The 21,527-nt window shown below is 66.8% G+C and carries 22 protein-coding genes; 12 read left to right on the plus strand and 10 right to left on the minus strand.

Annotated features, from left to right (window positions below; translation table 11 throughout):
- The first annotated feature begins 135 nt into the window (after positions 1–135).
- Positions 136–1,407, plus strand: coding sequence for a sensor histidine kinase (locus XARJCFBP2528_RS10430; RefSeq protein ID WP_039810876.1), 1,272 nt, complete (start codon positions 136–138; stop codon positions 1,405–1,407).
- 238 nt (positions 1,408–1,645) lie between these two features.
- On the opposite strand, the gene XARJCFBP2528_RS10435 is transcribed toward XARJCFBP2528_RS10430, so the two are convergent.
- On the minus strand, positions 1,646–2,347 hold the full coding sequence (locus XARJCFBP2528_RS10435) for an SGNH/GDSL hydrolase family protein (RefSeq protein ID WP_016900777.1): 702 nt from the start codon (positions 2,345–2,347) through the stop codon (positions 1,646–1,648).
- Positions 2,348–2,665: 318 nt separating this feature from the next.
- Between XARJCFBP2528_RS10435 and XARJCFBP2528_RS10440 the strand changes: the two genes are divergently transcribed.
- The 8 genes from XARJCFBP2528_RS10440 (at position 2,666) to XARJCFBP2528_RS10475 (ending at position 8,294) form a co-directional block, all read left to right on the plus strand.
- Complete coding sequence (locus XARJCFBP2528_RS10440) at positions 2,666–3,046, plus strand: diacylglycerol kinase (RefSeq protein ID WP_016900776.1); 381 nt, start codon at positions 2,666–2,668, stop codon at positions 3,044–3,046.
- A gap of 277 nt (positions 3,047–3,323) precedes the next feature.
- Positions 3,324–3,953: a LemA family protein gene (locus XARJCFBP2528_RS10445; protein ID WP_039810873.1), complete on the plus strand. Its 630-nt coding sequence runs from the start codon at positions 3,324–3,326 to the stop codon at positions 3,951–3,953.
- 385 nt (positions 3,954–4,338) lie between these two features.
- A complete protein-coding gene (locus XARJCFBP2528_RS10450) occupies positions 4,339–5,235 on the plus strand; it encodes a TPM domain-containing protein (RefSeq protein WP_039523640.1) in 897 nt (298 codons plus the stop codon).
- Positions 5,235–5,726 carry a TPM domain-containing protein gene (locus XARJCFBP2528_RS10455; protein WP_026063975.1) on the plus strand — a complete coding sequence of 164 codons (492 nt, stop codon included), beginning with the start codon at positions 5,235–5,237 and terminating at the stop codon, positions 5,724–5,726. The genes XARJCFBP2528_RS10450 and XARJCFBP2528_RS10455 overlap by 1 nt, the downstream gene beginning before the upstream one ends.
- A gap of 54 nt (positions 5,727–5,780) precedes the next feature.
- Positions 5,781–6,671, plus strand: a complete 891-nt coding sequence (gene lgt, locus XARJCFBP2528_RS10460) for a prolipoprotein diacylglyceryl transferase (RefSeq protein WP_016900772.1) — start codon at positions 5,781–5,783, stop codon at positions 6,669–6,671.
- Complete coding sequence (locus XARJCFBP2528_RS10465; RefSeq protein WP_016900771.1) at positions 6,668–7,462, plus strand: thymidylate synthase; 795 nt, start codon at positions 6,668–6,670, stop codon at positions 7,460–7,462. Before lgt ends, XARJCFBP2528_RS10465 begins: the two co-directional genes overlap by 4 nt.
- Positions 7,463–7,515: 53 nt before the next feature.
- Positions 7,516–7,803 carry a hypothetical protein gene (locus tag XARJCFBP2528_RS10470; RefSeq protein ID WP_016900770.1) on the plus strand — a complete coding sequence of 96 codons (288 nt, stop codon included), beginning with the start codon at positions 7,516–7,518 and terminating at the stop codon, positions 7,801–7,803.
- On the plus strand, positions 7,800–8,294 hold the full coding sequence (locus tag XARJCFBP2528_RS10475) for a dihydrofolate reductase (protein ID WP_047124648.1): 495 nt from the start codon (positions 7,800–7,802) through the stop codon (positions 8,292–8,294). Before XARJCFBP2528_RS10470 ends, XARJCFBP2528_RS10475 begins: the two co-directional genes overlap by 4 nt.
- Positions 8,295–8,646: 352 nt before the next feature.
- Here the strand turns inward: XARJCFBP2528_RS10475 and XARJCFBP2528_RS10480 are convergent, their stop codons facing one another.
- The 9 genes from XARJCFBP2528_RS10480 to XARJCFBP2528_RS10520 all read right to left on the minus strand — a co-directional run bounded on the left by XARJCFBP2528_RS10480 (position 8,647) and on the right by XARJCFBP2528_RS10520 (position 17,971).
- Positions 8,647–9,606, minus strand: a complete 960-nt coding sequence (locus XARJCFBP2528_RS10480; protein WP_039523653.1) for a symmetrical bis(5'-nucleosyl)-tetraphosphatase — start codon at positions 9,604–9,606, stop codon at positions 8,647–8,649.
- A gap of 28 nt (positions 9,607–9,634) precedes the next feature.
- Positions 9,635–10,018, minus strand: coding sequence for a Co2+/Mg2+ efflux protein ApaG (gene apaG, locus XARJCFBP2528_RS10485; protein ID WP_039523655.1), 384 nt, complete (start codon positions 10,016–10,018; stop codon positions 9,635–9,637).
- A gap of 36 nt (positions 10,019–10,054) precedes the next feature.
- A complete protein-coding gene (gene rsmA / locus XARJCFBP2528_RS10490; protein ID WP_047124649.1) occupies positions 10,055–10,843 on the minus strand; it encodes a 16S rRNA (adenine(1518)-N(6)/adenine(1519)-N(6))-dimethyltransferase RsmA in 789 nt (262 codons plus the stop codon).
- A 116-nt stretch (positions 10,844–10,959) separates the two neighbouring features.
- Positions 10,960–11,928 (minus strand): 4-hydroxythreonine-4-phosphate dehydrogenase PdxA, encoded by a 969-nt coding sequence (gene pdxA, locus XARJCFBP2528_RS10495; RefSeq protein WP_047124650.1) that lies wholly within the window; start codon positions 11,926–11,928, stop codon positions 10,960–10,962.
- Positions 11,929–11,932: 4 nt separating this feature from the next.
- Positions 11,933–13,333: a peptidylprolyl isomerase gene (locus XARJCFBP2528_RS10500; RefSeq protein ID WP_047124651.1), complete on the minus strand. Its 1,401-nt coding sequence runs from the start codon at positions 13,331–13,333 to the stop codon at positions 11,933–11,935.
- Complete coding sequence (gene lptD, locus XARJCFBP2528_RS10505) at positions 13,330–15,762, minus strand: LPS-assembly protein LptD (RefSeq protein WP_047124652.1); 2,433 nt, start codon at positions 15,760–15,762, stop codon at positions 13,330–13,332. Before lptD ends, XARJCFBP2528_RS10500 begins: the two co-directional genes overlap by 4 nt.
- A gap of 125 nt (positions 15,763–15,887) precedes the next feature.
- Positions 15,888–16,796: a histone deacetylase family protein gene (locus XARJCFBP2528_RS10510; protein ID WP_039515448.1), complete on the minus strand. Its 909-nt coding sequence runs from the start codon at positions 16,794–16,796 to the stop codon at positions 15,888–15,890.
- A gap of 37 nt (positions 16,797–16,833) precedes the next feature.
- A complete protein-coding gene (locus XARJCFBP2528_RS10515; protein WP_039515447.1) occupies positions 16,834–17,391 on the minus strand; it encodes a cob(I)yrinic acid a,c-diamide adenosyltransferase in 558 nt (185 codons plus the stop codon).
- A gap of 1 nt (position 17,392) precedes the next feature.
- A complete protein-coding gene (locus XARJCFBP2528_RS10520) occupies positions 17,393–17,971 on the minus strand; it encodes a hypothetical protein (RefSeq protein ID WP_039515445.1) in 579 nt (192 codons plus the stop codon).
- Between the two features lie 284 nt (positions 17,972–18,255).
- Here XARJCFBP2528_RS10520 and ubiH point away from each other — a divergent pair, with 284 nt between their 5' ends.
- The 3 genes from ubiH to XARJCFBP2528_RS10535 all read left to right on the plus strand — a co-directional run bounded on the left by ubiH (position 18,256) and on the right by XARJCFBP2528_RS10535 (position 21,479).
- Positions 18,256–19,464, plus strand: a complete 1,209-nt coding sequence (gene ubiH / locus XARJCFBP2528_RS10525) for a 2-octaprenyl-6-methoxyphenyl hydroxylase (protein ID WP_047124653.1) — start codon at positions 18,256–18,258, stop codon at positions 19,462–19,464.
- Positions 19,461–20,642: a UbiH/UbiF family hydroxylase gene (locus XARJCFBP2528_RS10530; RefSeq protein WP_047124654.1), complete on the plus strand. Its 1,182-nt coding sequence runs from the start codon at positions 19,461–19,463 to the stop codon at positions 20,640–20,642. Before ubiH ends, XARJCFBP2528_RS10530 begins: the two co-directional genes overlap by 4 nt.
- 114 nt (positions 20,643–20,756) lie before the next feature.
- Positions 20,757–21,479, plus strand: a complete 723-nt coding sequence (locus XARJCFBP2528_RS10535) for an alpha/beta fold hydrolase (protein WP_039514216.1) — start codon at positions 20,757–20,759, stop codon at positions 21,477–21,479.
- Positions 21,480–21,527 lie beyond the last annotated feature (48 nt).

Below are 21,527 nucleotides of genomic sequence, written 5' to 3' on the forward strand. Positions count from 1 at the left end.
CCGGCCGCCGTTCCGACGGCCGGTCACCTCCCCTAGGCGCCCACGCGCCTGTCGCTTCCGCGTGCTGCCGTCTGGCTGCACGACGGGCTTACGGAAGCGTTGCCTATAATCCGGCGCTCTCCCCTGGATGCAGCAATGCCGCACGGGCTTCCACGAAAAATACGTCTCGCCTTCCTGCTGCAGGTCGCCCTGGCGAGCCTGGCGATCGTGCTGGGCGGCTATCTGCTGTCCTTCGTGATCAAGTACAGCCTGGTGCGCACCGTGCTTGCCGACGAGGCGGTGCATTTCTGGCACCTGCACAAGAGCGCGCCGACCAACCCGCCGCCGAATACACGCAACATCCAGGGCTATTTTTCGCCCGCCGGCCAGGGCCGCGACCCTGCGCCAGCGGCCTTGCAGCGGTTGTCGCCGGGCTTCAGCGAAGTGGCCGCCGCCGACGCCCTGGTGTATGTCGATCAACGTCCGGAAGGGCGCTTGTACCTGGTGTTCCCACGCTCGCGCGCGGCGCATCTGACGCTCTGGTTCGGGGTGGTGCCGGCGATGCTGGTGCTGCTGGCGATCTATGGCGTGTTCTGGGTGACCTACCGGATTTCCAAGCGGCTGGTCTCGCCGATCAGCTGGCTGGCGCGGCGCGTGTCGCAGTGGGATCCGCGCAACCCCGATGTCGACGAACTGGCGCCGGAGCGGTTGCCTGCCGACCTGCAGGGCGAGACGCGGCAATTGGCCGCCGCGCTGCATGCGCTGGGGCAGAAAGTCAGCGACCATGTCGCACGCGAGCGCAATTTCACCCGCGATGCCAGCCATGAGCTGCGCACACCGTTGACGGTGATCCGGGTGGCTAGCGACATGGCGCTGGCCGACGACGAATTGTCGCAGCGCACCCAGCGCAGCCTGCGCCGGATCCAGCGTGCCGGCCGCGACATGGAAGCGGTGATCGACGCCTTCCTGATCCTGGCGCGCGAGGCCGAGATCGACCCGCAAAGCGAAACCTTCGATGCTGCCGAACTGGCCAGCGAGGAAGTCGACAGCGCCCGCGAACTGCTGGGCGACAAGCCGGTGTCCCTGACGATGGTCGGCGACCGCAGCCTGCAGATTTTCGCCCCGCCGCGGGTGATGCGCGTGGTGCTCAGCAACCTGCTGCGCAATGCCTGCGCCTATACCGACACCGGCAGCATCGAAGTGGAAGTCACCCAGGACCGCATCGTCGTGCGCGATACCGGCATCGGCATGAGCGAGGAAGCGCGCGCGCGCGCGTTCGAGCCGTTCTTTCGCGCCGATCCCACGCGCCCGCAGGGCACCGGCCTGGGCCTGTCGATCGTGCGCCGGCTGTGCGATCGCTTCGGCTGGCGGATCGAGCTGCATAGCGAGTCCGGTGTCGGCACCTCGGTTGCGGTGGTGGTGGCCTGAGGTAGTGGGGGCGTTAGCGACATGCGGGTCGCCTGGAACCGGCTGCTCATGAGGCAGACGCGCTGCATGCGCCTGGGGCGCCGTTTGCGGTTGCGACGATGGCGTTTTCGACTGCGCGGCATTGATCCCGCGCGCCGTGGCGATCCCCGCTGACGCCAGCTGCATCTGCGGGATCGCTTGCCGCAATCGATCAATCGACCGATCTGGCGAGTGCCTCGCCAGATCGACCTGCAGGGCGCTACTTCTGCTTCAGTACCGGGGCCACCGCCTTGCGCCAAATGGCATAGCCATCGGCGGTCATGTGCAGCATGTCCTGGCGAAACAGCTCGGCGCGCGGTTTGCCGTCGGCGTCGAGCATCGGCGTGTAGACGTCCACGTAGTCCACGTGCGGCAGCGGCGCGAGTGCGTCCTTGATCAGGCGATTGGCAGTGACGATCGAAGGCAGCAGATGTGCGCGCGAGGGGCTGGGTTTGATCGACAGATAGCTGATGCGCGCTGTGGGCAAATCGCGGCGGATGCGCTGCACGAATGCCAGCACGTCGTCGCGCACCTGCTGTGGCGTGCGGCCGCTGTTGAGATCGTTGTCGCCGGCATACAGCACCACCTGGCGCGGCGCATACGGGATCACGATGCGGTCGGCGTACCAGGTGCTGTCGCGCACTTCCGAACCGCCGAAGCCGCGATTGATCACCGGCATGCCGGGGAAATCCTGTGCCAGCGTGTCCCAGAAACGGATCGACGAACTGCCGACGAAGACGATGCCGTGCCGGGGCGGCGGTTGTTGCGCATCGCTGTCGGAAAAGCGCCGCATGTCGTCTTCCCAGGCGGGATTGGACACCTGCGCCGGTATCTGTGGCGCGGGGTGCGGGGCGGCGGCGTGGACGTGGCCGGACAACAAGGCAAGCGCGCACAGCAGCGTGCGCAAGGGATGTTTGGTCATGCGAAAGAACCTGCGACAGTGAAGCGGACCACCATGGTGCGACAGGCTGGAAGCCCAGGGCAAACCGGTAGGCGTCCAGCGCCTGTCATGGGTTGCTCGCAGAGCGTGCCGCCGGGCCTGCACAGACAATGTGGAAAAGATTGCGCCATGCGGCAGCATCTGACGGCCTTGCAGGCCCAATGCCAGCTGTTGCGGCACCTGGTCACGCCCTGGCGGCGCGCTGCACGACGGTGCAAGATTCGCACTTTCCCCAGCAGTGACCACGCCATGCGTTCGAGCCGTCCCCAGACACGCCCTTGCGGCCGGAAGCACTGACGCATGGCCGATCAACTGGGACACGTGCCGCGCGGTCCGCGCCGCATGCTCAAGGCGGCGATCTGGTCATGGCAGGGTCTGCGCGCGGCATGGCTGCACGAATCCTCGTTTCGGCTGGAGGTGTGCCTGGCGGCAGTGCTGCTGCCGCTGGGGCTGTGGCTCGGCCAGTCCGGGCTGGAACGCATTGCGCTGATCGCGCCGTTGCTGATCGTGCTGGCCGCCGAACTGCTGAATTCGGCGATCGAGGCGGTGATCGAACGCTACGGCCCCGAGCACCACGTGCTGGCTGGCCGTGCCAAGGACATGGGCTCGGCGGCGGTGTTCCTGCTGCTGATCAATGTGCTGCTGTGCTGGGGACTGGTCCTGCTGCCGCGCTTGTTCTGAAGAGCACTACCTCTGAGCTACCTCTGAGCGACGTGCAGCTACCAGTTCGCTTCTGTAGGCGACTGGATTGGCAGATGCATGGAGACCTTCGTTGCGATGAGATGCGCCGGATCGCGCCAGCTGACGTATCAACCTGTCACACAGCATGCAGTGACTGCTTCTGCCGATGGCCGGGCGTCATCGCGCCTGGCCGGAATCGCCTGCCAGGCGCACGCGTGCATGCCGGCTTGACTCGCCGCATGGCATGCTGCGGCTCTCTTTCAACGGAATCGCCTGCATGCCCGTCCTGATTCGCGCCCTGGTGTTGCTGATCCTGACCGTCTCGCTGTCCGGTTGCGGTTACAACGCGATCCAGCAGAAGGAAGAAGGAGTCAAGGCAGGTTGGTCGGAGGTGCTGAATCAATATCAGCGTCGCGCCGACCTGATTCCCAATCTGGTGCGCACCGTGCAGGGCTATGCCCAGCAGGAGCGCCAGGTGCTGACCGAGGTGACCAATGCGCGCTCGCGGGTCGGGCAGATCCAGGTCAATGCCGACGACGAAGCCTCGCTCAAGCAGTTCCAGCAGGCGCAGGGCGAACTCGGCAGCGCACTGTCGCGCCTGTTGGTGGTCAGCGAGAACTATCCGCAGCTGAAATCCGACCAGTCGTTCCGCGATCTGCAGGTGCAGCTGGAAGGCACCGAGAACCGCATCACCGTGGCGCGCGGTCGCTACATCCAGACGGTGCAGGAGTACAACACCTACATCCGTTCGTTCCCGCAGGTGATCACCGCCAAGATCTTCGGCTACCAGCCCAAGCCCAATTTCAGCGTGGAAAACGAAGCGCAGATTTCGCGCGCACCGCAGGTGGATTTCGGCAATCAGCAGGCGCCGCAGCAGCCCTCGCCGCAGCCGCAGCCAGCGCAGTAAACACATGCGATTTGCGCAGTACCAAATACTGCGCAATGTGCCGCACGGCATGTCGAAGCGATCGTTAGGTTTGCGATGGCAACCCATCGATCGCCAGTTGGATCAATGCCAACTTTCAGGAGCGGCACATCAAGCCTCTGCCCTCGGGGCGATAAGGCACGGCTTGCGCGCCACTGGCGCGCAAGCCCTGGAGCGCCCGCGCTGCCAGCGAGGGCCGGGTGGCGGAGCGGGGGAGGGTACGGGACGAAGTCCTCGTGCTATTCCAACTGTACGAGGCTTCGCTCGCACCCTCATCCGCCCCTTCGGGGCAGCTTCTCCCGCAGGGAGAAGGATCAGCCAAGCCAGTGCCGATGAAGTGTCAGTGCTAATCAGCCAGGAGTTGCGAATGCGGAAGAACTACACGCGGGTGTTCTGGATGTTGGCGCTGTTGCTGTTGCCGGCCTCGCTCCTGGCGCAGGATCTGGCAGCCATTCCGCCACTGCGCTCGCCCGTGGTCGATACCACCGGCACATTGGACGCCACGCAGATCCAGCAACTCGAGCAGCAGGCGCTGGTCTTGCAGCAGCGCAAGGGCGCGCAGTTGCAGGTCCTGATCGTGCCGACCACGCAGCCGGAGCCGATCGAGCAGTACACCCAGCGCGTGTTCGACCAGTGGAAGATCGGCCGCAAGGGCGTGGACGACGGAGTGTTGCTGCTGGTGGCCAAGGACGACCGCCGGGTGCGGATCCAGCCCGGCTACGGCCTGGAAGGTGCGATCCCCGACATCACGGCCAACCGCATCATCCAGGAGTATCTGGCGCCGCGCTTCCGTGAGGGCGACTACGCCGGCGGCATCAGTGCGGCGACTGCGACGCTGGCCGGCCTGATCGAAGGCGAGGCCTTGCCGGCGCCGGTCAGCGGGCACGCCGACGGCGGCGCCGGCAATGGCTCGGGCGGCGGCGGCTGGATCATGGCCTTGTTCATCGGTTTTGTGGTCGCGATGGTGGCGCGCGGCATTCTCGGTGCCCTGCCGCGGCCGCTGCGTGCATTGCTGACCGGCGTCGCCGCCGGCGGTGCCGCCCTGCTGTTTACCTCGCTGCTGTTCGCCAGCGCCGGCGCTGCGGTGATCGGGCTGCTGGCCGGCCTGGCGTCCGGTTCGCCGGGGCGCTTTGTCGGCGGCGGTGGCTGGGGCGGTGGTGGATTCGGTGGCTTTGGAGGCGGTGGCCGCGGCGGTTTCGGTGGCGGCGGCTGGGGTGGTGGTGGCGGATCATCGGGAGGCGGTGGCGCCTCGGGGAGTTGGTAATGCGGTGGCTCAGGCATGTCTTCGCGCCCTCGGCGCAGCGCAGTTTCCCGGCCGGCTGTATGGATGCGATCGCCGCGGCGGTTGCCGCCAGCGAGCGCACCCATACCGGCCAGGTCATGGTAGCGGTGGAAACCGACCTGCCGCTGGACGCGCTATGGCGCGGGCACACCGCGCGCCAGCGTGCCGAGCAGGCCTTCGCGCAATTGCGCACCTGGGACACCGAGGCCAATAACGGGGTGCTGCTGTATCTGCTGCTGGCCGACCACGCCATCGAAGTGGTCGCCGACCGTGGGCTGCGCAGCCGGGTGCCGGAAGCGCAGTGGGCCGAGGTGTGCCGGCGCATGCAGCAGTTCCTGCGCGATGGCGAGCACGAGGCGGCGGTGCTGGCCGGGATCGAGGCGGTGACCGAGCTGTTGACCGAGCATTTTCCTGCCGCTGCCGGCTCCCAGCATGAAGACGAGCTGCCCGATCGTCCCCAGCTCTTAGGCTGAACGCGTGCGAGGTGTCAGAATAGACGCCTCGCTTTTTCGTGATCCGCGGTCCGCATGATCTATCTGCACGCCATCGACCCCATCGCCTTCTCGCTTGGACCGGTGCAGGTGCACTGGTACGGGTTGATGTACCTGGCCGCATTCTTCTCTGCCTGGGCACTGGGGCGCTCGCGCATCCTGCGCGGCCGCCTGCCGGGCGTGGACATGGACGGATTTTCCGACCTGCTGTTCTACGGCATGCTCGGCGTGGTGCTGGGCGGGCGCATCGGCTACATGCTGTTCTATGCGTTCGACAGCCTGCTGGCCAACCCGTTGATCCTGTTCAAGGTGTGGCAGGGCGGCATGAGCTTCCACGGCGGGCTGTTGGGCGTGCTGATCGCCTGCGGGCTGTGGGCGCGCAAGCACCGGCTGCACTTCTTCGACGTGATGGATTTCGTGGCGCCGCTGGTGCCGCTGGGTCTGGGCTTCGGGAGGCTCGGTAATTTCGTCGGCGGCGAGTTGTGGGGCAAGTTCACCGATGCTGGCTGGGGCGTGATCTTCCCGCTTGCGCCGGAACTGGCCGGCAAGTTGCCGGCAGAACTCCAGGCGCAGTACGCCGCCGGTGCATTGAACCAGTTCGCGCGGCATCCTTCGCAGCTCTACGAGGCGGCGCTGGAAGGCGTGGTGATGTTCGTGGTGCTGTGGACCTTCTCGATGAAGCCGCGTGCACGCTATGCGGTGTCGGGGATGTTCGCGCTGCTGTACGGCGTGTTCCGTTTCATCGTGGAATTGGTGCGCGTGCCGGATGCACCGATCGGCTACCTGGCCTTCAACTGGCTGACGATGGGGCAGATCCTGAGTCTGCCGTTGATCATCGGCGGCCTGGTGTTGCTGGCGATGTCGCGCCGCGCGCCGGTGTTGCAGCCGATGCTGGTGCAGACCGCGGGCGCGGAGGCGGCCAAGTGAAGCCTTATCTGGACCTGCTGCAGCATGTGCTGGAACACGGCGCCGAGAAGTCCGATCGCACCGGTACCGGCACGCGCAGCGTGTTCGGCTGGCAGATGCGCTTCGACCTCAACGACGGCTTTCCGCTGGTCACCACCAAGAAGCTGCACCTGCGCTCGATCATCCACGAGCTGCTGTGGTTCCTGCAGGGCGACACCAACATCGGCTACCTCAAGGACCACCAGGTCCGCATCTGGGACGAATGGGCCGACGACGACGGCGATCTCGGCCCGGTATACGGCAAGCAGTGGCGGCGCTGGACCGGCCCGGACGGTGTCGAGATCGACCAGATGCAATGGCTGGTGGACGAGATCAAGCGCAACCCGGATTCGCGCCGGCTGGTGATCAGCGCCTGGAACGTCGGCGAGCTGCCGCAGATGGCCTTGATGCCGTGCCACAGCCTGTTCCAGTTCTATGTGGTGAACGGCAAGCTCAGCTGCCAGCTGTATCAGCGCAGCGGCGACATCTTTCTCGGCGTGCCGTTCAATATCGCCAGCTACGCATTGCTGACGCATATGGTGGCGCAGGCCACCGGCCTGGGCGTGGGCGATTTCGTGCATACGCTGGGCGATGCGCACCTGTACGCGAATCACTTCGCGCAGGCACGCGAGCAGCTGACCCGCACCCCGCGCGTGCTGCCGCGCTTGCGCCTGAATCCCGCGGTGACCGACCTGTTCGCGTTCCGCTTCGAGGACATCGCCATCGAGGGCTACGACCCGCATCCGGCGATCAAGGCGCCGGTGGCGGTGTGACGAGCGAGTTGCGGCATGGTCCGCCGGCATCCACTTGAGACGACAGCACTGTGATGGCCAAGCATTCGATCAAGGCACGGGAAAAACTGGCTGATTCGCTGATGGCAATGCAGGCCAGCCTGTTGGTGAATCTCACGAGCATCCTGCTCATCGCACCGATCGGCTTTTTCGGTATTGCCTTGTACAAGGGCGAACCCCTGCAGCTGACGAACCTCTTCGGCGGGCAGTCTTCGGCGGCGTTGGCGGTGATTGCCGTGTTGTACCTTGTGGCTTTCTGCCTTGGAATGATGGGCCGGCACGCCGCGATGAAAATCTACGACACGCTGTATCCGGACCGATGAAACTGACCCTGATCGTCGCCTTCGACCGCAACAATGCCATCGGCCGCGACAACGAATTGCCGTGGAAGTTGCCCGACGATCTCAAGCGCTTCAAGGCGCTGACCGTGGGCAAGCCGATCCTGATGGGGCGCAAGACCGCGCAGTCGCTGGGGCGTGCCTTGCCGGGGCGAGTGAACCTGGTGCTGACGCGTTCGGGGCAGGTGCCGTTCGCGGACATGCAGGCGGTGGCGTCGCTCGATGAGGCGATTGCGCAGGCCGAGGCGGCCGGTGCACAGGAGCTGTGCGTGATCGGTGGCGGTGAGGTCTATCGCCTGAGCATGGAGCGTGCGGACCTGCTGGCCGTCACCGAAGTGGACACCACCGTGGAACGGGCCGACACCTACTTTCCGCCGATCGACCCGGCCGTGTGGGAGCCGGTGCAGCGCGAGTCGCATGCGCCCGATGCGCGGCATGCCTTCGCATTCGACTATGTGGACTATCGGCGACGCTGAGGCTTGCGCTTCGAATGAAGAGCGAGTGGTTCAGTGGTTGCGGCACGCCGTGTTGTCCATGCGCTGTTCGGCACTACGCAGATCACGTTCAAGCAGCTGCCGCGCGATCATCCGATGTGCTTGTTCACCACCAGCTCGCCTGACGCGACCCGTCGCGCGTGCACGATGGTGCGTGTCTAGTGCACGCACCCCATCTGTTCCAGGGCGGTGAATGCGGCCCGTGTGTCCGCGCGTCGAAGGTCGAGCGTGCAAACGTGCCAGTCGCGTAACGGACGCATGCTCTGGCTAATTTGCAATCGGCGAGGTACTACCCCTGGCGTGCTGCAGCCAGTGCGCCGATCACTCACGTTAACTAGTCCGCAGCGGGAGCGGGCGGAGCAGCACTGGGAGCGGTCGAACCGGCGCTCCCGTTCGCATTGTCTCCGCCACCGCCACGCTGGCGTTGCCTACGGCGCGGTGGCCGGCTGCGCTGTGCGGTCTTCGGCGGCTGCGTGATCGGGATTCCCGGCACCTGCACCACGCGCAGCTCGTCGGTATCCAGCTGCAGGGCGGTGAGTTTGCCGCCCCATACCGCACCGGTATCGATGGCGTGCACGCCCTGGGTGATGGTCAGCCCGAGTGCGGACCAATGCCCACAGACGATCTTCAGATCGCGCTCGACCCGGCCCGGCACTTCGAACCACGGATACAGGCCCTGCGCCTGGGTACCCGGGGTGCCCTTGTCGTCGGTGGCAATGCGCCCGCGCGGGGTGCAATAGCGCATGCGCGTGAACAGGTTGATGATTGCGCGGCTGCGGTCATATCCGCTCAGGCCCGGCGACCAGCCCGGCTGATCGCCGTACATGTTGCGCAGCAGTTTGCGATAGCCGCCGCCCTGCAGTTGCTGCTCGACCTCGCGCGCATGTTTCTCGGCCATCTGCGTGGTCCATTTCGGCGCCAGCCCGGCATGGATCATCATCCAGCCCAGTTCGCGGTCCACATGGGCCAGCTTCTGCATCCGCAGCCAGTCGAGCAGCAGGTCGCGGTCCTCGGCCAGCACGATGCGCAGCAGATCCGGATTGACCTTGCGTTGTTCCTCTTCCGAACGCGCGCCGATCGCCAGCAGCGACAGGTCATGGTTGCCCAGCACCACCACGCTATGTGCGCGCAGCGAATGCACTAGGCGCAGCGTTTCCAGCGATTGACCGCCGCGGTTGACCAGGTCGCCACAGAACCACAGGGTGTCCTGCGCGGGGTCGAAGTTGATTTTTTCCAGCAGGCGCCGGGTGATGTCGTAACACCCCTGCAGGTCGCCAATTGCCCAGACGCTCATTGCGTGCGCTCCATCAGTCCAGCATCCATCAGTGCAGCGTCCTGGGTACGCTCAGCACGAAGGCGGCGATCGGGGCGGTGAATTCGGTGCCATCGTCGGCCACCATGTCGTAATGACCTTGCATCTGTCCCTGCTCGGTCTCCAGCAGCACGCCGGAGGTGTAACTGAACGCCTCGCCGGGACGCAGCCAGGGCTGTTCGCCGACCACGCCCTCGCCATCCACCCGTTCGGTGCGTCCGTTGGCGTCGGTGATCTGCCAGTGGCGTGCGATCAGGCGCGCAGGCACGGCCCCCGCGTTCTGGATGCGGATGCTGTAGGCGAAGGCATAGCGGCCTTCGTCGGGGGTCGATTGATGGGCGAGGAAGCGGGGCGACACCTCGACCTCGACCCGGTAGCGCGGATCATCGTGCATGCGGAAAGTCTAAATAAAACCGTGTGGGAGCGGCGCTCAAGCCGGCTCGACATTGGCCAGGCGGATGAAATCCGCGACCTCGAGTTGTTCGGCGCGTGCATCCGGGCGCACCTGCGCGGCCTCGAAATGGGCAGGCTCGCAGACGTTGGACAAGGCATTGCGCAGGGTCTTGCGACGCTGGCCGAAGCCGGCGCGCACCACGTCGGCAAAGCGCCGCCGATCCCTGATCAGCACCGTGGCCGGATCGCGCGGCACCAGCCGTACCACCGCCGAGTCCACCTTCGGCGGGGGCCGGAACGCGCCCGGCGGCACCACGAACAGTGCGGTGACCTCGCAATACGCCTGCAGCATCACGCTCAAGCGCCCGTACACCTTGCTGCCGGGGCCGGCAGCCATGCGGTCGACCACTTCCTTTTGCAGCATGAAGTGCATGTCGGCCACCGCTGCGGCATGGTCCAGCGCATGGAACAGGATTGGCGAGGAGATGTTGTAGGGCAGGTTGCCAACCAGCCGGATCGGCGTGCCATCGGCCAGTGCAGTGAAATCCACACTGAGTACATCGCGATGGATGATGCTCAGCGCGCCGATCGGTGCGGCGGCGTCGGTCAGTGGTGCGATCAGGTCGCGGTCGAATTCGATCACGGTCAGTGCGCCGTGCTTGCGCAGCAGCGGAAAGGTGATCGCGCCCTGACCAGGGCCGATTTCGACCAAGTGCTGGCCGGCGCGCGGGTCCACTGCCTGCACGATGCGGTCGATGTAATACCGGTCGGCAAGAAAGTGCTGGCCAAGCGACTTCTTGGCCGGTGCGCTGAAAGAATGATTCATGTGCGCAGTTTAACGTGGCAGCGCCTGCACGCGGTGCCGGTTCTGCGCATCGCCGGCACGCCAGACGGGCTGCGTGCACGCTGTGCCCCGTCCAAGCCCGGCAATCGCCCCCTCGCTTAGCCGCGTGCGGCCAAGCGCGCGCACAGCTCGGTCGCCGCCATCAGGCTGGACGGATCGGCGATACCGCGCCCGGCCAGCTCCAGCGCGGTGCCGTGATCGACCGCCACGCGCGGATAGGGCAGGCCGAGCGTGATGTTGACCGCCTGCTCGAAGCCGCTGTACTTGAGCACCGGCAGGCCCTGGTCGTGATACATCGCCACCACCGCATCGAAGCCGGTGAGCTTCTGCGGCAAGAATGCGGTATCGGCCGGCAGCGGGCCGATCAGCTGCATGCCGTCGCCGCGTAGCTGCTCCAGTACCGGGATGATGACGTCCAGCTCCTCGCGGCCCAGGTGCCCGTCTTCGCCGGCATGCGGGTTGAGGCCCAGCACCGCGATGCGCGGGCGTTCCAGGCCGAAGTCACGTCGCATCGCGGCGTCGGTGATGCGAAGGCAGCGCGTCACCGCGTCGGCAGTGATCGCATCGGCCACTGCGCGCAGTGGCAAATGGGTGGTCACCAGGGCGACACGCACGATGGCATTGGCCAGCATCATCACCACCGGGCAGCCCGCCTGTTCGGCCAGCAGCTCGGTGGTGCCGGTGTAGGGAATGCCGCCGGCATTGATCACTGCCTTGTGCACCGGGCCGGTGACGATGCCCTGCAGCTTGCCGGACAGGCAGTCGCCGGCAGCGCCACGCAGGCCGGCGATGACCGCCGCCGCATTGGCAGGGTCCGCGATGCCGAAACGGGTCGGCACGGCCTGGCGGATCGGATGCAGCGGCAGGTCACCGGGCGCGCGGGCGCGCTGGTCCGGATCGAGCAGCCGTACAGACAAAGACAGCGCCTTTGCGGCGCTGTGCAGGGTATCCGGATCGGCGTATGCGATCAGGTGGGCGTCCGAGCGCGGCCGCTGGGCGAGCCGGACGCACAGTTCCGGCCCAATCCCGGCCGGCTCGCCTGGCACCAGCGCGAGCGACGGGAACATCGAATCAGCGCGTCGGCTGTGCCGGCGGCGGCGTCGGTGCGGCAGGCGCCGCGGGGTCAGCCGGCTTGGCCGGAGCGGCAGTGGCATCGCCATCGGCGCGGTCGCCGGTGCGGAAGCTCACATACGCTTCGCCACGCAGCTCCTGCAGATAGCGGTTGTACTCTTCTTCCAGCTTGCGGCGGCCGATCGTTTCACGGATCTGCGCACGCTGGCTTTCGGCACTGACGTCGGTCTGACGGCTGCCCACGCGCTGCACGATGTGCCAACCCGCCTGGGTGCGGAACGGTTCGGACACCGCGCCATCGGCCAGGCCTTCGACCTGCTTGCCGAAGTCCGGGCCGAACGCATCGGCCGGGAACCAGCCCAGATCGCCACCCTGGCCACGGCTGTTGGTGTCTTCGGAAGACTCCTTCGCGGTAGCCTGGAAATCGGCGCCGCCGGTGATGCGGGCACGCAGCGTGTCGATCTTGGCCTTGGCCTGCGCCTCGGTCTGGCTGTCGTTGATGCGCACCAGGATATGGCGTGCGTTGTATTCGGTGACCAGCTTCTTCTCGCCGCCGGCATTGGCGTCGCGCATTTCCACCAGCTTGAGCAACTGGAAACCGCTCGGGCCACGCAACGGACCGGCGACCTGACCGGGCTGCATGTCCCGAATCAGCTGGGCGAATGCGTTGGGGATTTCGTCCAGGCTGCGCCAGCCCAGATCGCCGCCTTCCAGCGCGTTCGGGCTGTCGGAATACCGCACTGCCGCTGCCGAGAAGTCCAGCTCGCCCTTGTCGATCAATGCCTTCACGCCATCGACCTTTTTCTGGCCGGTGGCGATCTGGTCAGCCGTCGCACCTTCCGGCAAACCGACCAGGATGTGCGCCAGGTGATATTGGCTGCCGGTGGTGGCCTGCTGTGCCAGCGCCGTGTCCACTTCACCTTCGCTCACGCTGATGCGGCTCTGCGCAAAGCTCTGACGCAGGCGCTGCACGATGATTTCGTCACGCACCGAAGCGCGGAAATCGCCATAGCCCATGCCGTCGGCCGCCAGTTTCTGGCGCAGGCCATCGACAGTGGTGCCGTTCTGCTGGGCGATGCTGGCAATTGCCCGGTTGAGTTCCTCGTCGCTGACGCGGATACCGCTGCCATCGGCACGACCGACCTGCAATTTGACCAGAACCAGACGCTCGAGCACCTGGCGCTGGAGGACATCGTCCGGCGGCAGCTGGTTTTCCCGGCCGGCGTACTGCGACTTGACGTTGCGTACGGCGCGATCGAGCTCGCTCTGCAGCACCACGTCTTCATCGACGATGGCGGCAATGCGATCCAGCGGCTGGGATTGCTGTGCCGAGGCCAACGGCGAGAGCGTGCTGGTGAGTACCAGCAGCGAGGCAAGAACAACAGAGAAAGGCTTGGTCATGGAATCAAGTTCGGATCGTAATCGTCCGGATTAGTCGTGGTATTGCTGGGCGGGACCAGGTACAGGTCGTCGCGGTAATAGCCGAGAATAGCACGGCGCAAAGTGCGGTCCGTGTTCTGCCCGAACGAGCTCAAGCCCTTCAGCACGAACTCCACCTGGATGGAGTTGTCCATTTCGCCATCGCGGTTGCGCACGAACCGGCGCACCAGCGCGCGCACCGCCAGGCAGCAGCTGTCCCACTGCACGCCACCGATCATCTCCAGCGGTTTGCGGTCCAGGAGCGAGTAGTAGTAACGGCCGACCGCACTCCAGCTGGGGTTGATCGGGTACAGGAAGGAGAAATCTGCCTGCTCGAGCTGGTCGCTATTGTTGGTCGGGTTACGGCGGTAGCGATACGCAAGATTGATGATGCCGTCGTTGTTGAGCAGATAACGCGTACGTAGGCTGGCCAGATCTTCCTTACGCGAATTCGGGTTCCATTGATAGGTGGCGCCCATCGACCAGCGGTCGTTGATCATGTAGTTGGCATCTGCCACCCAGGCGGACTTGCCCTGTTCGATGGGTTGTTCGCTGCCGGCGGCCGAATTGGTGCTGTTGTTGATGGTGACCAGCGAATCGTTGAAATACAGGATCTGGCCTGCACTCAGCGACAGCTTCTCGCGACCGTCATCCTGGCGCAGCCAGCGCGAGGTCACCGCCAGGGTCAGCTGGTTGGCATCGTTCTGACGGTCGGCGCCGGTGTAGCGCGAGTCACGGAACAACTGGCCATAGCTGAAGGTGAACGGGCGGGTATCGAAGACCGGTAGATCGTCCTGGTCGCGGTACGGCACGTACAAATAGTACAGGCGCGGCTCCAACGTATTGAGATAGTTGGTGCCGAATACCGAAGTCTCGCGGTCGAAATACAGGCCGGCATCCAGCGAGGCGATCGGCAGGCTGCGCGAGGGGGAGCGATCACCGGTCAGCGGCGCGGTGTTGGCCAACGTCGAATCCAGCTGATAGGTGGTGTAGCGCCACGCCACGGTCGGAGTAAAGAACCAGGCGGCGCCGGACAACGGCATCGAGATGTAGGGCTTGATGTCAAGGCGCGAACCGCTGCCATATTCCTTGTTGCGGATATTGGTGCGGACGTAATCGTCATCATCGTCATTGCCGCTGGTGCTCCCGTTCAATGGGGGCCTGACGAAGTAAGAATCATCGTGAGTGAACCGCACTGCCTCGGCATACACGCCGGCCTCGAAGATGCCGAACGGCTTGTCCCAGGTGAAATACGCGCGCGGCTGGCGGTTGTAGGGCAGCGACTGCTCATCCAGCGTGTAGTCGGTGAGCTGCCAGCGGTCGGCCATCAGGCCGGCGGTCCAGGTTTCGCCGGTACCGTAGATGCCCACGGTACTCTGCACGCTGGAGGCCGAGCCCATGCCGTTCAGGCGGCTGGTGAAGTCTTCCACGTAACGCGTATCGCTGACCCAGGAGATACTGCTGCGCGCCTGCCAGTGATCATTGATGTTGTGGTAGCCGCTGTAGAAGACGCTACCGCGGTCCTTGTCGCGCAACTTGTCGTTGGGCAGGTAGTTGCCGGTGATCTCGCCGCGACCGCCTTCGTACAGGTAGCGGAACTCGGTGCCGAACATGAAACCGCGCTTGCTCATGTAGCGCGGCAACAGGGTCGCGTCGTAGTTCGGCGCCAGGTTCAGGTAGATCGGTTGCAGGTAGTCGAAGCCATTGCGGCCGGAAAGGCCGAACTGTGGGAACAGCAGGCCGGTCTGGCGACGGTCGTCGATCGGGAACTTGAACCAGGGGAAATACAGCACCGGCACCTTGCCGATCTGCAGCACCGCGTTGCGGGCGGTGCCGAAGCCTTCTTCGTTGTCGACGTCGATCTCTGGCGCGCGCACGCGCCAGATCGGCTGCGAGGGATCACAGGTGGTATAGGTCGAGCGGTGCATCTGCCCGACCTGGCCCTGCAGGTCGACCGATTCGGCCGCGCCGTTGCCGCGCCGGTCCACCAGCTGGTACTGGATGTTGGTGACCTTGTGGGCGTCGGTGTCCTGATTGCCTTCGGCGCGGTCAGCGACCATGCGGAAGGAGGTGTCCTGGTAGCGGACATGGCCTTCGGCGATGTAGTTGCCGGTCTCGGTGTCCATGCGCAGGTTGTCGGCACCCAGGAACTGGTCGCCGCGCTTGAGCGCCACGTTGCCCTGGTACTGCGGGGTGGTGCTGGTGCCGGACAGCTGGTCGCCTTCGATGTCGGTCGGCAACTCCTGGCGCATTTCGGCGGCCTTGGCATCTGCGGCGGGCGCGCCGTCAAAGCCTGGCAGCGGGTCCACGGCCGGGCACAGTCCCCAGTTCAACGGCTTGTCGGCAGCCATGGCCGGGAGGCAGATGGCGATGCTCAAGGGCAGGGGCAGCAGGCGGAGAACTCGGCGCACGCGTGATTCAACCAATAAAATGGCGACTAGCTTGCCGCATACCCCGCATAGGGGCAATGAAGAGCTCCCTGGTCGGGAGGGCGAGGTTCATCGCGATGGGGGCGCGAGCAAGGCGCCGGTAGGGTTCAACGCAGCGCGGCCACGTGCGCCACGCTGCTTTCGCGCAAGGCCTGCAGGTCGTAGCCGCCTTCCAGCATGGATACCACCCGGCCACGGGCATGCCGCTCGGCCAGGGTGCGCAGCGCGCCGGTCAGCCAGGCGAAATCGTCGGCATCGAGCATCAGATCGGCCAGCGGATCGCGCAGATGCGCATCGAAGCCGGCCGAGATCAGGATCAGCTGTGGGCGGAAGGCATCGACCAGCGGCAGCATCTCGTCTTCCCACACGTTGCGGAAGCGCAGCCCGTCGCTGCCTGGTTGCAGCAGCAAGTTGTGGATGTTGCCGATGCCGCGCTCGTAAACGCTGCCCGAGTGCGGATAGAGCCCGGACTGGTGGGTGCTGAGATACTGCACGCTCGGGTCGCGCTCGAAGATCGCCTGCGTGCCGTTGCCGTGGTGGACGTCGAAATCCACGATGCTGATGCGTTCCAGCCCATGCCGGTCGCGCGCGTGCGCGGCGGCCACGGCAATGTTGTTGAACAGGCAAAAGCCCATCGACACCTGCGCGGTGGCGTGGTGCCCGGGTGGGCGCACGGCGCAAAACGCGGTGCGGGTGGCGTCCTGCATCACCGCGTCCACCGCGGCGATGCCGGCGCCGGCCGCGCGCAATGCTGCCGCGCGCGAGCCGGGAGACATCACGGTGTCCACGTCGAGCCGATGGTGGCCTTCGAAGGCGGTTTCCAGCACCGCGTCGACCTGTTCGCGCTCATGCACCCGGCACAGGTCGCCCAGCTTGGCCAGCGGCGCCTCGCGCCAGTCCAGGTCCGGGAACGCGTCGCGCAGGGCCCCCACCACCGCTTCCAGGCGGGCGGGGCTCTCGGGGTGCTCGGGGCCGGCGTCGTGCCCGAGGCAGGCGGGATGGGTAAAGACCAACATGGGGCAAATCTAGCCTGTCCGCCGTGCCATGTGCAGGTCAGCCGCGCCGGCGGTCGTGCCGCCACAGCACTTCCTGCTGGCCATCGGCGCGCGCCAGCACGCGCGCCAGCACGAACAGCAGGTCGGACAGCCGGTTCAGGTAACCGATCGCCTCGCTGCGCACGGTCTCCTGGCGCGATAGCGCAACGGTCTCGCGCTCGGCCCGACGCACGATGGTGCGGGCCAGGTGGCAGCGCGCAGCGGCCTCGCCTCCGGCCGGCAGAATGAACTCCTTCAGCGGGGGCAGCGTGTCGTTGAAAAGGTCCAGCTGGCGCTCCAGCGCATCGATATCGGCGCTATCGATGGCGGCGTGGCCGGGGATGCACAGCTCGCCGCCCAGATCGAACAACTGGTGCTGGACGGTGGTTAGCAGCTCGGCGATCGGTTCCGGCACGCCGGGAGCGGCCAGCAGCACGCCGATGGCCGAATTGGCCTCGTCCACGGTGCCGTAGGCGTTGACCCGCAGCGCGTCCTTGCCGGTACGGCTGCCGTCGCCCAGCCCGGTGCTGCCGTCGTCGCCGGTGCGCGTATAGATCCGCGAGAGCCGGTTGCCCATCTCAGCCGGCCTGGGTCTGGCCGGGCGCGCTGGTCAGGCGCTCGGCGGCCACCTGGATCGCCGCGGCTGCGGCGACATACAGCGCGGCGCTGCGCAGATACGGCCCCAGCCAGTCGGTGTAGTTCTTGAACCAGCCGGCCACGGTCGGCTCGGCCACGCTGGCACTGATCCAGTAGAAGCTGCCCTGGGCGATCAACTGGCACAGCGCCACCGAGAGCAGCAGCGCCGGCACCAGCCGGGCCAGCGCGCTCCACTGTGCGCCGTGATACTGCCGACGCAGCCACACGCCGCCGGCCCACAGCGCGAAATACGCCGGGATCAGGCACCAGTACGCCGGCGACACGCAGTAGTGCTGCCAGAAGCTCAGGCCCTGGTTGGTGATCACCAGCCAATCCACCGCCACCGCCAGCAGCATCAGCAGCGGGAACGCCAGCCTGGTGCGCGCGGCCAGATGGAAGCCGCCGATGAAGAACACCGCCCAGGATGCGTCCGGGATCGGCGCGAAGTGATTGATCCGCGTGGCCGCCATCAGAACGGCAAGCAGACTCAAAACCAGGGTGTCGTGCGAGCGAGGAGTCATGCGCGGAGGTGGCCGGATCACAGGCTGGCGAGTGTAGCGTGGAACCCGGCACGCCCGCGCCATTGGCGGCCTTGCGGTGGCCCGCCTGGCGCAAGCGACCGCCTAGCGCCCCGTTGCCGAACACGGCGGACGCAAATCGGTGGGTGCCCGGATGCGTCCTGCACCGGCAAGGGCCGGCACTGCTCCCTGCGCGATCAGCCGGCCGCGTCAGACCAGCTAGGGCGCGGCAAGCTGTCCCACCCGTTCGCGGCAACGGGTCATGGGCGAAGGCTTATCATGTGGCAATGACACATCCACATGACGTTCTGATCGTCGGCGGCGGCCTGGTCGGCTCCAGCCTGGCGATTGCGCTGGACCGCATCGGCCTGGATGTCGGGCTGGTGGAAGCCACCCCGGCCGGCACGCCGCCAGCGGTGTTCGACCAGCGCAACCTGAGTTTTGCCGCCGCCACCGTCAATGCGCTGAGCGTGCTGGGGGTGATGGCCAAGCTGCGCAGCGCCCCTGGGCCGATCCGGCGCATCCACGTCAGCCGGGCCGGCGACTTCGGCCGTGTGCAGCTGGACGCGGCCGATTACGGCCGCGACAGCTTCGGTCAGGTGGTGGTGGCGCGCGATTTCGGTGAGGCCTTGCAGGCACGCCTGGACGAGCTGACCCGGCTGCGCCGCTATCGCCCGGCACGCTGCATCGGGGTCGAGCCGGTGCAGGACGGTCTGCGCGCGCTGCGGATCGCCACCGCTGAAGGCGAGCAACGCGTGCAGGCCCGGCTGGTGGTGGGCGCCGACGGCACCCATAGCGCAGTGCGCGAGCTGCTGCATATCGGCAGCAACGCGCACGACTTCCTGCAAACCTTGTTCGTGGCGCGGGTGCGTGCCTCCCGCCCACCGGATGGCACCGCCTGGGAGCGCTTCGGCGAGCATGGGCCGACTGCGCTGTTGCCGCGCGGCGACCGCCATTACGGCGCGATCCACTGCGTGGCGCGCGCCGAGGCGGAGGCGGTGGCCGCGCTCGACGAGACCGGCTGGCTGGCCCGGTTGCAGCGGGCGGCCGGATGGCGCGCCGGGCGCTTTGTCGCCAGCGGCGAGCGCAGCGCGTACCCGCTGGTGCAGGTGCTGGCCAACGAGTTGGTCGCCGAGCGCGTGGTGCTGCTGGGCAACGCGGCGCAGACGCTGCATCCGATTGGCGCGCAAGGCTTCAACCTCGGCTTGCGCGATGCACTGACGCTGGCCGAACTGATCGAGCACGATCGCAGCGATGCCGGGGCGGGCGCATTGTTGGCCGAGTACCTGGCGCGGCGGCGCGTGGACCGCGAGCAGACCATCGGGTTTTCCAGCGGGCTGGCGCGGCTCACCGGCAATCCGGCGCCGTTGCTGCGGCCATTGCGCAGCCTCGGCCTGCTCGCCACCTCGCAGGCGGCGCCGCTGCAGTCGATGCTGGTCGGCGGGGCGATGGGTTTCCGGGGCGATGTGCCGCAGTTGTGCAGGGGCGTCGCATGAGTCGCCGTGGTACCCGCGATGCCTTGATCGTCGGCGGTGGCGTGGTCGGTGCCGCCTGCGCGCTGGCGCTGGCCGATGCCGGCCTGAGCGTTGCCCTGATTGAAGGCCGCGAGCCCGCGCGCTGGCGGGCCGACCAGCCCGATCTGCGCGTCTATGCCTTCGCCGCCGACAATGCCGCGTTACTCGACAGCCTGGGCGTATGGTCCTTGGTGCGCGCTGCCCGCGTGCAGCCGTACCGGCGCATGCGGGTCTGGGATGCGGCCGGTGGCGGCGAGCTGAGCTTCGATGCCGACACCCTGGGCCGCGAACAACTCGGCTGGATCATCGAACACGCGGTGCTGGTCGATCGCCTGTGGGCCGCCGTGCACGCGGCCGGCATCGAGGTGCATTGCCCGGCACGCGTGGTCGAGCTGGACCAGGACGCACACAGCGTGCGCCTGCGCCTGGACGATGGCAGCCGCCTGGAAGCGGCGCTCGCCATCGCTGCCGACGGCGCCGCATCGACCTTGCGCGAGCTGGCCGGTCTGCCGGTGTCGCGGCATGCCTACGCGCAGCGCGGCGTGGTCGCCTTCGTGGAGACCGAGCAGCCGCATCAGGCCACGGCCTGGCAGCGTTTCCTGACCACCGGCCCGCTGGCATTCCTGCCGTTCGCCGATGGCCGCAGTTCGATCGTATGGACCTTGTCGGATGCCGAGGCCGCGCGCGTGCTGGCGCTGGACGATGCCGACTTCTCGCGCGAGCTGACCCAGGCCTTCGCGGCGCGGCTGGGGCAGGTGCGCGTGGTCTCCGCGCGCACGGCGTTTCCGCTGCAACGGCAACTGGTGGAGCAATACGTCAGCGGCCGCGTGCTGACCTTGGGCGATGCCGCGCACGTGGTGCATCCGCTGGCCGGGCAGGGCGTCAATCTGGGCCTGCGCGATGTCGCTGCGTTGCGCGATGAAGTGCGCAATGCGCTGGCAAAGCGTGCGGACTGGGCCGCCCCGCATCGGCTGCAGCGCTGGGCGCGCAGCCGCCGCAGCGAGAATACCGTGGCCGCGTATGGCTTCGATGCGATCAACACGGCGTTCTCCAACGACGACATGCACCTGACCCTGTTGCGCGGGTCGGTGCTCGGGCTGGCCGGCAAGTTGCCGCCGCTGGTCGATGTGCTGTGGAAGCGCGCCTCCGGCAGCGCGTGATCGCCTGACGGCCGACGCCCCCGGCGGCGGCCATGTCTTGGTATGTTGATTCGCTTATAGCGCGGGCAGCATGTTCCATAAGACGGGCGCAGCCGGCGTGGCTACAGTCGAGCCATGTCATCTTCCGCCACCCGTTCGTCCCGACCTGGCCTGCTGCTGCTCTGCGGCCTGCTCTGCGACGCCAGCATCTGGCAGCCGCAACGCGCGGCGCTGAGCGATCTGGCCGAGGTGCAGGTGCTGGACTTCGCCGGCTTCGACAGCATCGTGCAGATGGCGGCACACGTATTGGCCGTCGCTCCGCCGCAGTTCGCAGTGGCCGGCCATTCGATGGGCGGGCGGGTGGCGCTGGAGATCATGCGCCAGGCGCCGCAACGCGTGCAGCGCCTGGCCTTGCTGGACACCGGCATCGCGCCACGCCGCGACGGCGAGCGTGAGCAGCGCGCGGCGCTGGTGCGGCTTGCGCACACGCAAGGCATGCAGGCGCTGGCACGGCAATGGCTGCCGCCGATGCTGCATCCGGACCGGCACGCCGATGCCGGGCTGATGAACCCACTGATGGCGATGGTGCAGCGGCACAGCGTGCAGGACTACGCCGGCCAGATCGAAGCCTTGCTGGAGCGCCCCGATGCCGCGCCGGTGCTGGCGCAGATCCGCTGCCCGACCTTGCTGGGCGTGGGTCGCCAGGACGTCTGGAGCCCCTTGGCCCAGCACCAGCAGATGGCGCAGCAGATCCCGCACGCACGGCTGGTGGTTTTCGAAAACAGCGGGCATATGGCGCCGCTGGAAGCACCCGCGGCCGTCAGTGCAGCAATGCGCGACTGGCTGCAGGACGCGTGATGGCGGCCCGGTCTGGCTGGCGGCGCGTGCGCTGCCGTCGCTGACCAG

This window comes from Xanthomonas arboricola pv. juglandis (genome assembly GCF_001013475.1).
Classification (GTDB): Bacteria; Pseudomonadota; Gammaproteobacteria; order Xanthomonadales; family Xanthomonadaceae; genus Xanthomonas; species Xanthomonas arboricola.